The 15,042-nt window shown below is 67.3% G+C and carries 15 protein-coding genes and 1 pseudogene; 15 read left to right on the top strand and 1 reads right to left on the bottom strand.

Features of this window, described 5'->3' with window-relative positions:
* From PJB24_RS14405 to PJB24_RS14465, 13 genes and pseudogenes are all read left to right on the top strand, one after another.
* Window positions 1-281: pseudogene (locus PJB24_RS14405) on the top strand (aminomethyl transferase family protein); the annotation flags it as partial.
* 238 nt (window positions 282-519) lie between these two features.
* Complete coding sequence (locus tag PJB24_RS14410) at window positions 520-762, top strand: hypothetical protein (RefSeq protein WP_273847053.1); 243 nt, start codon at window positions 520-522, stop codon at window positions 760-762.
* A 64-nt stretch (window positions 763-826) separates the two neighbouring features.
* Complete coding sequence (locus PJB24_RS14415) at window positions 827-2,464, top strand: GMC family oxidoreductase (RefSeq protein ID WP_273847055.1); 1,638 nt, start codon at window positions 827-829, stop codon at window positions 2,462-2,464.
* 2 nt (window positions 2,465-2,466) lie between these two features.
* On the top strand, window positions 2,467-3,834 hold the full coding sequence (locus tag PJB24_RS14420) for a PEP-utilizing protein mobile subunit (RefSeq protein WP_273847056.1): 1,368 nt from the start codon (window positions 2,467-2,469) through the stop codon (window positions 3,832-3,834).
* Complete coding sequence (locus PJB24_RS14425; RefSeq protein ID WP_273847059.1) at window positions 3,810-4,106, top strand: hypothetical protein; 297 nt, start codon at window positions 3,810-3,812, stop codon at window positions 4,104-4,106. Before PJB24_RS14420 ends, PJB24_RS14425 begins: the two co-directional genes overlap by 25 nt.
* A 51-nt stretch (window positions 4,107-4,157) precedes the next feature.
* Window positions 4,158-4,298, top strand: a complete 141-nt coding sequence (locus PJB24_RS14430) for a PEP-utilizing enzyme (protein WP_273847061.1) — start codon at window positions 4,158-4,160, stop codon at window positions 4,296-4,298.
* Window positions 4,291-5,385 carry a PEP/pyruvate-binding domain-containing protein gene (locus PJB24_RS14435; RefSeq protein WP_273847063.1) on the top strand — a complete coding sequence of 365 codons (1,095 nt, stop codon included), beginning with the start codon at window positions 4,291-4,293 and terminating at the stop codon, window positions 5,383-5,385. The genes PJB24_RS14430 and PJB24_RS14435 overlap by 8 nt, the downstream gene beginning before the upstream one ends.
* Window positions 5,386-5,880, top strand: a complete 495-nt coding sequence (accB, locus tag PJB24_RS14440) for an acetyl-CoA carboxylase biotin carboxyl carrier protein (RefSeq protein WP_273847065.1) — start codon at window positions 5,386-5,388, stop codon at window positions 5,878-5,880.
* Between the two features lie 2 nt (window positions 5,881-5,882).
* Entirely contained in the window at window positions 5,883-7,223 is a 1,341-nt protein-coding gene (locus PJB24_RS14445; protein WP_273847127.1) for an acetyl-CoA carboxylase biotin carboxylase subunit, read from the top strand.
* Window positions 7,220-8,698: a biotin carboxyl carrier protein gene (locus tag PJB24_RS14450; RefSeq protein ID WP_273847066.1), complete on the top strand. Its 1,479-nt coding sequence runs from the start codon at window positions 7,220-7,222 to the stop codon at window positions 8,696-8,698. Before PJB24_RS14445 ends, PJB24_RS14450 begins: the two co-directional genes overlap by 4 nt.
* Window positions 8,676-9,491: an HAD-IIA family hydrolase gene (locus PJB24_RS14455; RefSeq protein ID WP_273847068.1), complete on the top strand. Its 816-nt coding sequence runs from the start codon at window positions 8,676-8,678 to the stop codon at window positions 9,489-9,491. Before PJB24_RS14450 ends, PJB24_RS14455 begins: the two co-directional genes overlap by 23 nt.
* On the top strand, window positions 9,482-11,464 hold the full coding sequence (locus PJB24_RS14460) for an acetoacetate--CoA ligase (protein ID WP_273847071.1): 1,983 nt from the start codon (window positions 9,482-9,484) through the stop codon (window positions 11,462-11,464). Before PJB24_RS14455 ends, PJB24_RS14460 begins: the two co-directional genes overlap by 10 nt.
* Before the next feature lie 226 nt (window positions 11,465-11,690).
* Complete coding sequence (locus PJB24_RS14465; protein ID WP_273847072.1) at window positions 11,691-12,350, top strand: ribonuclease III family protein; 660 nt, start codon at window positions 11,691-11,693, stop codon at window positions 12,348-12,350.
* Window positions 12,351-12,376: 26 nt separating this feature from the next.
* Here the strand turns inward: PJB24_RS14465 and PJB24_RS14470 are convergent, their stop codons facing one another.
* Window positions 12,377-13,336 (bottom strand): LysR family transcriptional regulator, encoded by a 960-nt coding sequence (locus PJB24_RS14470; protein WP_273847074.1) that lies wholly within the window; start codon window positions 13,334-13,336, stop codon window positions 12,377-12,379.
* Window positions 13,337-13,476: 140 nt separating this feature from the next.
* Between PJB24_RS14470 and PJB24_RS14475 the strand changes: the two genes are divergently transcribed.
* Both PJB24_RS14475 and aceA read left to right on the top strand, forming a co-directional pair.
* A complete protein-coding gene (locus PJB24_RS14475) occupies window positions 13,477-13,701 on the top strand; it encodes a hypothetical protein (RefSeq protein WP_273847076.1) in 225 nt (74 codons plus the stop codon).
* Window positions 13,702-13,756: 55 nt separating this feature from the next.
* On the top strand, window positions 13,757-15,037 hold the full coding sequence (gene aceA, locus PJB24_RS14480) for an isocitrate lyase (RefSeq protein ID WP_420541961.1): 1,281 nt from the start codon (window positions 13,757-13,759) through the stop codon (window positions 15,035-15,037).
* Window positions 15,038-15,042: the final 5 nt, after the last annotated feature.

The raw sequence follows: 15,042 nt of genomic DNA on the forward strand, positions 1-15,042 counted from the left end.
TCTCTAACTACGCCACGCTGCCCTACGACAGGGTAGAGAAAGACGGGCGGGTGGTAGGAGTCTCCACCTACACCGGCTACAGCTACAACGAGAGGTCGATGCTCTCTTTGGCGGTAGTAGAAGAAGAGCAGGCAGAGCCTGGCACACAGCTCACCCTTCTGTGGGGAGAGGAGCCCAACAGCACCAAGCCCACGGTAGAGGAGCACAGGCAGGTGGAGATAAGGGCCACCGTGCAGCCCGCTCCCCTGGTCGAGTACGCCCGCACCGCCTACAGGAGGTAGTCATACACAGCAGATATGCAACTACACGAATCGAGTATGCATGAGAGGCTTGACCCGCTCGATTCATTAAAAACAAAATAACATAAAGCGCTCCAAGAAACAGGGATGACCGCACTGAAAGGGTACGTGTCGATTTCAGATTCCGGAGGGCATCCGGACGGGGAACAAGGGGTGGGGGTTTCCCAGGATCCGGGACGCACCTGAAGCCGACACAAGCGGTAAAGGAGGAGTACGCGCCATGTCCATCGAGATAGACGGTGAGGCTCGCAGGGCTCTCGAAGCGATATGTGATACCTTCGCACCGGGTATCGACGGGCTTTCGTCCGCCACCGAGCGTGGCGTTCCAGACGCGTTGCTCGCCTCGGCGGGCAGCGCGCCTTCCTCCGAAGACCGCGCCGCCTTCGTGGCGTTGCTCGAAACGTGGGACACACAGATCGCCGGGTCCGAGCAGGCTCCTTTCTTCATCGCTCTCGCAGGCTGAGCGCGAGCGCGTGCTGCTGAGCCTCGCAGACTCACCTGATGCGAGGTCGCGAGCAATCTTCCAGATGTTCCGCAAGGGAGTGCTGCTGGGGTACTACTGCATGCCTCACGAAGGGAAGGAGCCGGACACCGTGGAGAATTGGCTCGGCTATCCGGGGCCGCTCGGACCACCGGAGAGTCCACCGCCGAAAAGCATCAGACCGCTCGAGGTGACCGGGGATACCGAGCTCGACTGCGACGTCTGCGTGGTCGGCTCTGGGGCAGGAGGCGGTACCGCTGCGGGGGTGCTCGCCGCTGCGGGACTCGACGTGGTCGTTGTCGAATCCGGTGGCTATTACAGCGAAGAGAACTTCGACGGGGCTGAGATTCCAGGTTACGCCCGCCTATATCTCGACGGCGGCAACCTGGCGGCCGAAGACCAGAGCATCGGTCTGCTCGCCGGCTCCTGTCTGGGGGGTGGTACGGTCGTGAACTACACCTGGTGCTTCCGCCCGCCGGAGCACGTGCTCAAGGAGTGGAAGGAGCGCTTCGGACTCGCCGAGTGGGCCAGCAAGGATTTCGACAGGAGCATCGATGCCGTGTGGGAGCGGCTCTCGATCGGTACCGAGAGCAGCATACCTTCGAGGCGGGATCATGTCATGCGCAAGGGGCTTGAAGCTCTCGGCTGGCATTGGGAGGTGATGCAGCGCAACTGCCGGGGGTGTCGGGAGGAAGTCTGCCGGCTCTGCCACTACGGTTGCCAGATCGGAGCCAAGCAGTCGACGTTGAAGACGTGGCTTCAGGACGCTTATGACAATGGGGCTCGCATACTCGTGAACGCCCCCGTGAAGAGGGTGCTGGTAGAGAATGGGCGGGTGCAGGGTGTGGAAGCGCGAACGAGGGACGGTCACAGGGTTGTCGTACGAGCCAGAATCGTGGCGCTCGCCGCCGGAGCCATTCACACGCCGGCGATCATGATTCGTTCGGGCATAGACAACCCCGTAATAGGCAAGAACCTCATGCTGCACCCCGTTCTTCTCACATGGGGCATTTTTGAGGAGGAGATAAAACCCTGGGAGGGTACGCTCGGTGCCACCTACTCCGACGAGCTTCTGGATCTCGGTGAGGGGTACGGCATAAAGTACGAGCAGGCCGCCACCCCTCCCAGCATACTCGCGATCTTCGCCCCCTGGAGAGGTGCACGGGAGAGCGCCGAGTTGATGCAGGCGCTCCGCTACACGGCCGGGTACGGGGCACTTCAGCGGGCGCGCGACGGTGGTGAGGTCGTCGTGGGGCGTGACGGCATTCCGAGGCCACGCTGGACTCTGTCCGACTTCGACCGCGCGGTGATGAGACGGGGGCTGGATGGTGCGGCACAGATTCTCGAAGCCGGCGGTGCCCGGGTCATCTACTCGTCTCACGCCGGATGGGTCGCCTACGAACCGGGCCGGAAGGGCAACAGGGAGGAGATGCTTCTAGCAGCCGATTGGTGCGGTTGGGGCCCGGCTCAGGTGACTCTGGGAGCTTTTCATCTGATGGGGACGGCTCGTATGGGAGCTTCGCGCGGAGAGTCGGTATGCGATGCCACGGGTGAGAGCTGGGACGTGCAGGGGTTGTATGTGGTCGACGGCTCGGTGCTGCCCACGGGGCTGGGGGTGAACCCGATGGTGACTATCGAGGCGGTGGCGCACAAGATAGCCCGAGGTATTGTGGAGAGGATATAGAGATGACGAAAAAAGAAATAGAAACAGACTTTCCTAGCCCGTTCTCGATCGAGACGCCGGAGGGATGTGAGGGGTGGGAGGAGATGTACCCGCCGTGGGCGCTCTTCGACGAGCGGCGCAGGGAGCACGACGAGAACCGGCTGTGGTTCTGGAACTCGATGCACTTTCCGGTGCCGATGCCCGCGTTCGACATGGTCGAGGTCGACACGCCGTACTACGCGCTCGGGGGATGGCAGAATCGGGCGTTCGCGGTACCGGGGGCGATGGGGGTCGACTACCGGATAGTCAACGGCTACGTCTACATCTCGCCCAACCCGGTGACCGATCCCGAGAAGATAGCCGAGCGGTCGCGCTTCTTCCAGCAGCGCGCCGGCTACTACTACGAGAACTGGGACGAGCTCTATGCCCGCTGGCGGGAGCGGATGGAGGCGCTCAACCGCGAGGTCTCCGAGATCCCCGTCCCCGATCTTCCGGAGTACGAACCGGAGGACGTCGTCTTCGAGGGTGGGGAGCCGAGCTGGGCCACGCTGCTCGCCAGCTACCGGCGGGCGCTGGACTGCATCGAGCGGATGTGGCAGTACCACTTCGAGTTTCTGCTACTCGGCTACGGGGCGTACCTGACCTTCTCGGAGTTCTGCAAGCAGGTCCTGCCCGACATCCCCGACCAGCACATCTCGCAGATGGTCGCCGGCATCGACGTCGTCCTCTTCCGGCCGGACGCCGAGCTGCGGCGGCTGGCGCGGCTGGCGATAGACCTCGGGGTGACGGAGGCCTTCCGGGAGGGCCGCTCGCCGGAGGAGATAGAGGCCGAGCTCGGGCGCAGCGACGCCGGGCGGCGCTGGCTCGAGGAGCTCGAGGAGGTCAAGGACCCGTGGTTCAACATGGGGACCGGCGACGGACTCTACCACTACTACGGCAGCTGGCACGACGATCCCAGCATCCCCTACAGCTCGCTCATCGGGCACATCGCGGCGCTGCAGGCCGGCGAGGACATCGAGCGGCCCACGCGTGAGCTGGCCGAGCGGCGGGACCGGCTCGTCGGCGAGTACGAGGCGCTTATGGACGAGGAGGCGCGGCAGACCTTCCGGGAGTTGCTCGGGCTCTCGCGCAAGGTCTTCCCGTACGTGGAGGAGCACAAGTTCTACTGCGACTACTGGTTCCAGTCGCGGTTCTTCAACAAGATCCGGGAGTTCGGCGCCCTTCTCGCCCGGCATGGCTTCATTGAGGAGAGCGAGGACATCTTTCAGCTCTCCCGTTACGAGGTGATGCAGGCGCTGGAGGAGCTTGCGCTCACCTGGTCGACCGGCGGCGAGGCGCTCGCGGGCCGCACCACTGGCCGCAGATCGTGGAGCGGCGCAAGCGGATCCTGAAGCGGCTCGAAGAGTGGACGCCGCCTCCCGCTTTGGGTCGGATGCCGGAGACGGTCGTGGATCCTGCGATCGCCATGCTCTGGGGGGTCACACCGCAGCAGCTGCAGGAGTGGGCGCGGGCGCAGCGCGACGGTAGCGGCAACGAGCTCGCCGGGGCCGCCGCCTCGCCCGGCGAGGTCGAGGGGATCGCGCGGGTGGTGCGCTCGCTCGAGGAGATCTCCGAGGTGCGGGCCGGGGAGATCCTGGTGTGCACCTCCACCTCGCCGGCGTAGGCTCCGATCTTCAGCAAGATCAAAGCCACCGTCACGGACATCGGAGGGATCATGTCCCACGCCGCGATCGTCTCGCGGGAGTACGGGCTGCCCGCCGTTGTCGGCACCGGCACGGCGACGTCCCGCATCAAGACCGGCCAGCGGGCGCGGGTGGACGGCACGAACGGGAGGGTGACGGTCCTCGATGGTTAGAACGATGATGCCAGGGTATACCGCCTCGTTGGGCGAGCTCAGGCGCGCCGCGGAGCCGCGCTTCGGCGGAAAGAGCGCGAACCTCGGGGAGCTTCTGGCGAGCGGCATTCCGGTGCCGCCAGGGTTCGCCATCTCGGCTGGCGCGTTCGCCCTCTTCCTGGAGGAGAACGGCCTCCGGGAGCGCGTTTCAGACGCCTTGCGCACCCTCGCCCCGGATGACGTGGAGGGGCTGCGGAGCGTCTCCGGCGAGCTCTCCAGTCTGATCTGCTCTGTTCCTCTGCCGGATGGGCTGAAGGGTGAGATCCTCCGCCGGTACCGCGAGGTCGCCGGGGCCGCCGGCGAGGAGAATCCCCCCGTGGCGGTCCGCTCCAGCGCGGTCGGCGAGGACAGCGAACAGGCTACCTTCGCCGGCCAGCAGAAGACCTACCTCTGGGTGCGCGGTGCGGAAGACGTGTGCGAGGCGGTCCGAAAGTGCTGGGCCAGCCTCTACAGCCCCGAGGCGCTGAGCTACCGGGCCAGGATGGCCGCGGCGGGGGGCGAGCCGGCCATGGGGGTCACCGTGCAGATGATGGTCGACGCCGAGGTCGCCGGCGTGATGTTCACCTGCAACCCGCTCAGCGGCGACCCCAGCACGGTCGCGGTGAACGCGAGCTGGGGGCTGGGCGAGGCGGTCGTGGCGGGGGAGGTGACCCCGGACGAGTACCGGCTGAGCAAGGTGACCGGGGAGGTGCTGCACAGGTCCATCGGCCGCAAGCACCTGGAGTACCGGCCCGACCCCGCCTCGGCCGGGGTGCGGACGGTGGAGGTGGAGCCGGAGCGGCAGGAGACGCCCTGTCTGGGGGAGGAGCACCTGCGGGCGCTGGTCGAGGTCGCCCGCCGCGTGGAGCGGCACTTCGGCACCCATCAGGATATCGAGTGGGCGCTCGCCCGGGGGATGGGGCTCCCGGACGCTCTGTTCGTGGTCCAGTCCCGGCCGGTCACCACCGTGCGCCGCAGGGGTGGGGGGCCTCCGCGGGCCCGGTCGGCGATCGAGCTGGTAATGGGAACGTTTGGTGTTGTCTCCGACGAAGAAAGAGGCAGGTCCTGAATGCCGCTCTCGGACGACGATGTGCGTGAGATCCTGCGGATCATCGACGAGTCCGACCTGGACGAGTTGAGGATCGAGACGAACGGACTGAGGCTGTACGTGCGGCGCGGCGGCGCACCGCCGCGCGAGGAGCCCGAGGCGGGCGGGGAGGAGCGCCGCCTCGTCGAGGCTCCGAAAAAGGAGGAGACTCCGGCCTCCGGACAGGAGGTGCCGGACGGGAGGGCCGCCGAGGGGGTCTCCGGCTCCGATGGGTCCCTCACCATCGAGGCGCCGATGGTCGGCACGTTCTACCGCGCCGAGGCACCCGGGGCCAGGCCCTACGTCGAGGTCGGAAGCCGGGTCGAGCCGGATACGGTGGTGTGTCTGATCGAGGTCATGAAGATGATGAACTCCATCCGTGCCGGGGTCTCCGGGAGGATAGCCGAGGTGTGCGTGGAGAACGGAGAGCTCGTGGAGTACGGCCAGCCGCTCTTCCGGGTGGAGCCCGACCGGTGAAGATGAGACGCGTCTTCGTGGCGAACCGGGGTGAGATCGCGGTGCGGATCGTCCGTTCCTGCCGCGAGCTCGGGCTGGAGACCGTCGTGGGGTTCTCCGAAGCCGACCGCGGCGGCCTGGCGGTTCGCATGGCGGATCGGGGGGTGTGCATCGGGCCGGGGTCACCGGCGCAAAGCTACCTGAACGTGGGCGCGGTGGTGCAGGCGGCGATCGGCACCGGCTGCGACGCCATCCACCCCGGCTACGGATTCCTCTCGGAGAACCCCGCGCTGGCCGCCGCCGCGCGCGAGAACGGGCTGCGCTTCGTCGGGCCCCCCGCGGAGGTGATAGAGCTGGCCGGGGACAAGCTCCGCTCGCGCGAGGTCGCGGCCGAGGCCGGGCTGCCGGTCGTCCCGGGCGGCGAGGTGAGCGCGCTCGCCGACGCTTTGCGCTTCGCCGAAGAGGCGGGCTACCCGGTGCTGCTGAAGGCCGCGGCGGGCGGTGGCGGGCGGGGGATCAAGCTTGCCCGGGACCGGGAGGAGCTGGAGCGGCTGTTCGGGGTCGCGCTCGCCGAGGCGGGGGCGGCCTTCGGTGACGAACGCCTGTACGTGGAGCGCTTCATCCGGAGCGCCCGCCACGTCGAGGTGCAGGTGGCGGCGGACGAGAACGGCGGCGTGCTCCACTTCGGGGAGCGCGACTGCTCGGTGCAGCGACGCTACCAGAAGATCGTCGAAGAGGCTCCGGCCCCCGGGCTGGAGGCCGGGACGCGCGCGGCGCTCCACGGTGCGGCCGTCGCCTTCGCCCGCGAGATCGGCTACCGCAACCTCGGCACCGTGGAGTTCGTGGTCGACGCCGAGAGCGGGGAGTTCTTCTTCATGGAGATGAACTGCCGCATCCAGGTCGAGCACCCGGTGACCGAGTTGGTGACCGGGCGCGACCTCGTGGCGGACCAGCTGAGGATCGCAGCTGGTGAGAGGCTCGGCCTCTCGCAGGAGGAGGTGGAGTTTCGCGGGCATGCGATAGAGTGCCGCCTGACGGCGGAGGACCCTGCCCACAGCTTCCGCCCCACCCCGGGCAGGATCTCGCGTTTTTCGGTCCCCGGGATCGAGGGCCTGCGGGTCGATACCCACTGCGAGGAGGGGACGCTCGTGCCCCCCTACTACGACTCGCTGTTGGCGAAGCTCGTCTCCCACGCCGGGGACCGCGAAGGGGCGATCGAGAGGATGCGCGAGGCGCTCGAGGGGCTCGTGGTGGAGGGCGTTCCCACCAACCGCGAGCTGCTGATGCACGTTCTCGCCCACCCGGACTTCACCGGTGCGGCGGTGGACACGACCTGGCTCGAGGAGGAGGTGCTTGCGGCATGAGCGAGCCCGTCGAGATCATCGACACGACCATACGCGACGGCAACCAGAGCCTGTGGTCCGCGACCGGGCTCACCACCCAGGACGTCCTCGCCATAGCCCCGACGATGGACCGCGTCGGCTTCCACGCTCTGGACTTCACCTCCAGCACGCACATGGCGGTCTCCGTCCGCTTCCACCGGGAGGATCCCTGGGAGCGGATCCGGCTGGTGAGCGCAGCCATGCCGAACACGCCGCTGGGGCTTATCACCACCGGCATGCGCTTCATCCGTTGGGTGCCCGCCGGCGAGGACGTCATGCGACTCGCCTTCCGCTGCTGGGTGCGCAACGGGATGCGCAGGATCCAGATCGTCGATCCCTCGAACCAGCCCGAGGCGCTCCTCCGGATGGCCCGCGTCGCCCGTGAGGAGGGTTTCGAGGAGGTCGTCGTCGGGCTGACCTACTCCATAAGCCCGGTCCACACCCACGACTACTACCTGGAGCGGGCTGAAGCGGTCTCCCGCTCCGAGGACATCGACCGGCTCTACCTGAAAGATCCGGGCGGGCTCTTGATGCCGGAAGCGGTGCGCACCCTGATCCCGGGCTTCATCGAGCGCTTCGCCCCCCGCCCCGTCGAGCTCCACAGCCACTGCACGATCGGGCTCGGTCCCCTCGCCTACGTCGAGGGGCTGCGCTCCGGGGTGCGGACGCTGCACACCGCGGTGGAGCCGCTGGGGAGCGGAAGCTCGAATCCTCCCGCCAAATCCACGCTGCGCAACGTGGAGGCCGAGGGCCTCTCGTACGACCTGGATACGGAGGCACTCGAGGCTGTCTCCGGGTACTTCGACGAGCTGGCCCGCGAGCGCGGGCTGCCGGGCGGCAGCCCGCGGGAGTTCGATGGCGCCTACTTCCGGCACCAGATGCCGGGGGGCATGATCTCCACCACCCGTCGGCAGCTGCAGGAGCTGGGCCGGCCGGAGCTCTTCGACGCCGTCCTGGAGGAGGTCCCCCGGGTGCGCGCGGAGATGGGCTACCCCATCATGGTCACCCCGGTCTCGCAGTTCGTCGCCACCCAGGCCGTGATGAACGTCATCTCCGGCGAGCGCTGGTCGAGGGTCTCGGACGAGATGGTGCGCTACTTCCTCGGGCACTACTACGAGACCCCGGCGCCCGTCGACCCCGAGGTCGCCGACCGCGTGCTCTCGACGCCGCGCGCCTCCGAGCTGAAGGATCTCGAACCGATCTCTCTGGACGGGGCCCGCGAGCGCTTCGGTCGCCGGATCTCCGACGAGGAGCTGCTGTTGCGCCTCACGATGCCCGCGGAACAGGTGGACGCCATGGTCGCCGAACGTGGCAGGCCACGCGCGCCGCTGGTGCGACCCGGACGCGCACCGGTCGTACGGCTCCTGCGCGAGCTCTCCAGGCGCGACTCCATCTCTTATCTGAGGCTCGAAGACGAACGTACGGGGGATACCATTGTCTGGCGCAAGGAAGCTTGAGAGGATACGCGGGTTCGTCTTCGACGTGGACGGCTCGCTCGTGCACCGCGACGCCGGCTTTCACCCGCACCCGCTCCCCGGCGCGCCGGAGGTGCTGGAGAAGATCCGGACCTCCGGCCGGCCGCTCGTGCTGTTCACCAACGGCACGCACCTGCGTCCCGAGGAGTTCGCTCGGGGGCTGCGCGAGGGCGGGCTCCCCGTGCGCGACGACGAGGTCCTGACCCCCGTCTGCAGCGCGCTCGGGTATCTGGCGCGTCGCCACGGCGGACGGCGGACCATGGTCTTCGGCTCCGAGACGACCCGCGAACGCATGGCGGAGGCTGGGGTGCCGCTCACGGACGGGGAGGACGCCGAGGTGGTCTTCGTCACCCACGTCAGCGAGGTAGATTTCGACTCCCTGGAACGCGCGGCGCGCGCCATCACCCGAGGTGCGCCCCTTCTCACGGCCAGCTACGGTCCTGGCTACTGGGGGGCGAACGGCATGATCTTCAGCCGCGGCGCGATGGTGACCGCTGCGCTGGTGAAGGCTACGGGGAAGCGCCCCATCGTGGTCGGCAAACCCTCGCGGATGGCGGTGCGTGCGGCCTGCGAGCGGCTCGGGGTGGAATCCCGGGAGATGGCGGTCATCGGGGACGATCTTGACATGGACGTCGGTCTGGGTCGCCTGGGGGGCTCGTTCACCATCCTGGTGTGCAGCGGGACCAGCGGGTCGGTGGACCTGCGGCGGGTGCCGGAACGCCGGCGCCCGGATGCGGTGGTGGAGGGAGTGGGGGAGATCCTGAAGTGGCTTTGACGGGCGAGGTGCTCTGGACGCCACCACCGGACGTCCTGGAGACCACCGAGATCGGGCGTTACGTGCGCTGGCTGCGCGAGGAGCGCGCCCTCAAGTTCGAGGGTTACGACGAGCTCTGGCGCTGGTCGGTGGGGGATCTCGAGGCGTTCTGGCGCTCTGTCTGGGACTTCTACGGCGTGCGCGCCCACACCCCTCCCGAACGGGTGCTCGCCGCGCGCGAGATGCCCGGCGCCCGCTGGTTCCCGGGCGCGCGCCTGAACTACGCGGAGAGGATCCTCACCCCCTCGGGCGACGACGGAGAGGTCGCCATCTTCGCCCACTCCCAGACGCGCGCTCCCTTCGAGCTGACCTTCGGCGAGCTGCGCGAGCAGGTGGCGCGGGCCCGCGCCGGGCTCCGGCGCCTCGGGGTCGGCCCCGGCGACCGCGTCGCTGCCTACCTCCCGAACGTCCCGGAGACGGTCGTGGCCTTTCTCGCCACCGCGAGCCTGGGGGCCATCTGGGCGACCTGCGCGCCGGAGTTCGGCCCGCGCAGCGTGATCGATCGCTTCGGGCAGCTCGACCCCAAGGTGCTGCTCGCGGTGACGGGCTATCGCTACGGGGAGAAGCACATCGACCGCCGGGCGGAGGTGCGGGACATCCGGCGGGCGCTGCCCACGCTGGAGCGCGTGGTGCACGTCCCGTACGTCGGAGGGGCGGAGGACGTTCTGCCGGATTCGGTCGGTTGGGAGGAGCTGCTCTCGGAGGAGGAGCCGCTCCGCTGCGAGCCGGTGCCCTTCGACCATCCGCTCTACGTGCTCTTCTCCTCGGGCACCACCGGCAAACCCAAGACCATAGTGCACGGGCACGGCGGCATCCTCCTCGAACACCTCAAGAACCTGGGTCTGACCTGGGATCTCCGTCCCGGAGCCCGGCTGATGTGGTTCACGACGACCGCCTGGATGATGTGGAACGCCCTCGTCTCGGCGCTGCTCCTGCGGTCGGCGATAGTCACCATGGACGGCAACCCGCTCTACCCAGATCTCGCCTTCCAGTGGCGGCTGGCCGAGCAGACCGGCGCAACGATGCTCGGCGTCGCCCCGGCCTACCTCATGGCCTGCCGCAAGGCCGGCCTCGAGGTAGGTCGGGAGTTCGACCTCTCGAGCGTGCGGCAGATAGGGGCGGCGGGGAGCCCGCTGCCGCCGGAGGGCTTCGACTGGGTCTACGAGCAGCTCGGGCCCGACGTGCTGCTGAACATAGGCAGCGGGGGGACCGATGTGTGCACCGGCATCGTGCAGGGGAGCCCGCTGCAGCCGGTCTACCGGGGTGAGATCTCCGGCCCTTGCCTGGGGGTCGACGCCGCCGCCTACGACGAGCGCGGCCGACCGGTCGTCGGCGAGTTCGGAGAGCTCGTGATCCGCTCTCCCATGCCCTCGATGCCGCTCGGCTTCTGGAACGACCCCGGAGACAGGCGCTACCGCGCCGCATACTTCGAGCGCTTCCCGGGCGTCTGGTGCCACGGCGACTGGATCCGCTTCACCGAGCGCGGAAGCTGCGTGATCTCCGGCCGCTCGGACGCGACGCTCAACCGCGGCGGGGTGCGCCTGGGGACCGGGGAGATCTACGCCGTAGTCGAGTCCCTCGAGGAGGTCACCGACAGCCTCGTCGTCCACCTCGAAGACGCCGAGGGCGGACCCGGCGAGCTCTTGCTCTTCGTCGTCCCGGCGCCGGGCACAGAGCTCGACGAGCGCCTGCGCTCCCGCATCTCCGCCACCCTCCGCCGCGAGCTCTCCCCGCGCCACGTCCCCGATGCCATCGAGGCCGTCCCCTCCATACCCCGCACGCTCTCCCAGAAGAAGCTCGAGGTGCCCGTCAAACGCATCCTGCTCGGCGCCCGCCCGGAGGAGGTCGCGAGCCGCGACTCCCTCCTCGACCCGGCCGCCCTCGACGCCTTCGCCGCATACGCGAGGCACCGAAGCTGCGAAGACGAAGATTGACTACTATTGAACCTTCTGCGGAGCAGGCTTCGTGCGATTGACCTCCGGTGTCGAATCGAAGAGAATGCCGGGCGGCGCTCACCCGCTCCCTGATAAGCGGACGGCCATCCGGTATCTTGTGGACAGGGCACGGAAAGAGTGGGAAAATAAGGAAGATGAGAGAGCGTTTCGTGTTCAGCCCTGGAATGGGTGAGTCGTGCAATACACTCGAGCAGAGCAGGGTGCAATGTCCATAAGGGAACTCATAGAGATACTGCCCGAACCCCTGCGTCAGCGGGCGCTCACCCACCCGAGCGTCGCCGACCCCTACGAATCGAACGGGCGGCTCGAGTTCCTGGGAGACTCCGTCCTGAACAGCCGGGTCGCCGAGCTGGTCTTCCACAGCTATCCGGAGCTTCTCGAGGGTGACCTGACGCGCATCCGGGCTCATCTGGTGAGGAAGTCTTTCCTCGCCAGCGTCGGCCGGGAAGAGGGGCTCGAGGAGGAGATCGAGAGTTCGGTCATGAACGACTCGGTGATAGCGGACACGGTGGAGGCTATCATCGGGGCGGCTTATCTGATCGACCGGGACCTCGTCTACAGGACGATAGACGAGATCTTCAACCCGGCCGAGATCGACACCGAGGAGCTCCGGGACTGGAAGACCATGCTGCAGGAGACGCTGCAGGCGGACGGTCTTCGCCCCACCTACCGCGTCATCTCGAAACAGGGGCCTCCGCACCGGCCCATCTTCACCTCCGGGGTTTCCGTGGACGGGCAGGAGATAGCGACCGGCAAGGGGCACTCGATCAAGGAGAGCGAGCAGGCGGCCGCCCGGGCGGCCCTCGAGATCCTCGGCACCCGTCCGCTCCCGCGCTCGACGGTCGAGGTCCACGTCGGAGCGTAGGATTCCGTAACGCTCGTTCCCGGTTCTTAAGTGAAGAGGTCCATGAGCTGTAGGTTCTCGAACTCTGCCGCGAGGGCTGGAGAGAGTTCCGCCCGGCTCTTCTTCTGTCCCATCTGGGAGGCGATCTCCAGGAAGGCTTCTACCGGGGGAGGGGAGGGGAGATCCTTGCGCCGGAGCGCCACGATCGGCCGGCGCGTCCTCGGCGCGTCCTCCAGCTCTATGATGCACAGCCGCCCGGCCTCGACCGCCCGGACCACGGCGGTGCGGGGCAAAAACGCGACCCCCAGGCGATGCTCGACCATCCGCTTGGCCGCCTCTATGTTGTCCAGCTCGAGGGTGCGGAACCGGGTGACTCCGGCTTTGCGCAACAGGTCGCGGGTGAGACCGTAGTAGCTCGACGCGGTGTCGAACATGACGATCTGCTCTCTGCTCACCTCACCGAGCGTTGCCGTCCCCTTCTCCGTGAAGGCGTGTTCTGGATAGACCACGAGGACCAGCTCGTCTTCATAAAGGGGTATGCTCTCTACCTCGGCGTGCTCGATCTCACGCGCGAGCCCCAGCTGCACCTCGTCGTCGAGCACCATCTGCAGCACGTCCTCCGAATGCCCGGTCCTCACCGAGATCGAAACCTTCGGATACGCCCCGGAGAAACGCTCCAGAAGCGCCGGCAGCGCGTAGGTGCTCACCCCCGGCGAAGATCCGATGACGAGCCGACCACCAGTCAGCCCGTTTAATTCTTCTATCTTCCGCCGGCCCTCCTCGACGCTCTTCATCACACGCTCGGCGTGCGGCAGAAACTCCTTGCCGGCCTCCGTCAGCCGCATCCCCCGGCTCGTCCTCGCGAACAACTGAGCTCCGAGTTCCTCCTCCAGAGCCTTTATCCTCGCCGTGAGCGTCGGCTGCGTGAGAAACATCTCCTCCGCCGCCCGGCTCACGTTGCCCAGCCGCGCCACCGCCAGAAAGCACTCTATCTGCTTGAAAAGCATCAGTCCTCCTCGCTGGATATAAAAATTATCTATCGTTCATATGTAAACAAACAATTGGATTAATAGCAAGGGGGCTGGTAGCCTTTCTGGCAGTTGGTAATCGGGTGATATCCGCACATTCCAGGAAGGAGGTTTTGGGGATGATCCCGGTGCAGTACAGGGAGGCGCTCTCCGAGGAGGTGCTCGGGTCGGGTTACGAGAAGGAGATGCCGGAGATCGGGCGGCGTGTCCTGATCGGGCGCGAGCGCTACGAGGTTCTCTACCGTTGGAGGGGTGGGCCTATGGGTGGTGTGGTCTACGTGAGGCCTGTCTCTTCGGCGGAGGGGTGGCGAGAAGAGCGGTATGAGAGACGCGTCGCGTCGTAGGTATCCGGGGAACCGGAGTCTTCTTTCGAGGGAGGTCCAGGTGACGATATCCGGGATGGATCCGACGGAGATAGCCAGGAGCTGGGAGGATGAGCGGTGGGAGGGGATCGAGCGTCCCTACTCTGCCGAGGACGTCTCCCGGCTCGCGGGGTCGGTGCGCTTCGAGCACACGCTGGCCAGGATGGGAGCGGAGAGGCTCTGGAGGCTGATGCACGAGCGTCCGTTCGTGCGGGCTCTGGGTGCGATGACCGGGAACCAGGCCGTCCAGCAGGTCAAGGCCGGTCTGGAGGCCATCTACCTCTCCGGCTGGCAGGTCGCCGCCGACGCCAACCTCGCCGGGCAGACCTACCCGGATCAGAGCCTCTACCCGGCCAACAGCGCGCCCGAGCTCGTGCGGCGCATCAACCGGGCGCTCAGGAGGGCCGATGAGATACACCACGCCGAGGGCAGAGACGGCATCTACTGGTACGCTCCAATAGTCGCCGACGCCGAAGCCGGGTTCGGCGGGGCGCTCAACGTCTTCGAGCTGATGAAGGCCATGATCGAGGCCGGGGCCGCCGGGGTGCACTTCGAGGATCAGCTCTCCTCGGAGAAGAAGTGCGGGCACATGGGCGGGAAGGTTCTGCTCCCCACCTCCCAGGCGATACGGAACCTCATCTCGGCCCGGCTTGCCGCGGACGTCATGGGGGTTCCGACCGTGATCATCGCCCGCACCGATGCGGAGGCCGCCAAGCTGATAACCTCCGACGTCGACCCGGCGGACGAGCCGTTCATAACGGGCGAGAGGACGGTGGAGGGCTTCTACCGGGTGAAAAACGGGCTCGAACATGCCATCGCCCGCGGGATAGCCTACGCTCCTTACGCGGACGTCATCTGGTGCGAGACGTCCACCCCTGACCTCGGGGAGGCGCGGGAGTTCGCGGAGGGGATCCACGAACGTTATCCCGGGAAACTGCTCGCCTACAACTGTTCGCCCTCGTTCAACTGGAAGCGCAACCTCTCCGAGGAGGAGATCGCGAGCTTCCAGGAGAAGCTCGGAGAGATGGGTTACCGCTTCCAGTTCGTCACCCTCGCCGGGTTCCACGCGCTCAACTACTCCATGTTCGACCTCGCCGACGGATACCGCGACGAAGGTATGGCGGCCTACGCCCGCCTGCAACGGGCCGAGTTCGAGGCGGAGGAGCGCGGCTATACTGCCACCAGGCATCAGCGTGAGGTCGGGGCCGGCTACTTCGACGACGTCGCGCAGGTCGTCGCCGGCGGGCTCGCCTCGACCACGGCGCTCACCGGCTCGACCGAGGAGGCCCAGTTCGAGGTCAGCCGAGAGCGCAGCTGAGCAAC

It is taken from the genome of Rubrobacter calidifluminis (assembly GCF_028617075.1).
Lineage (GTDB): Bacteria > Actinomycetota > Rubrobacteria > Rubrobacterales > Rubrobacteraceae > Rubrobacter_E > Rubrobacter_E calidifluminis.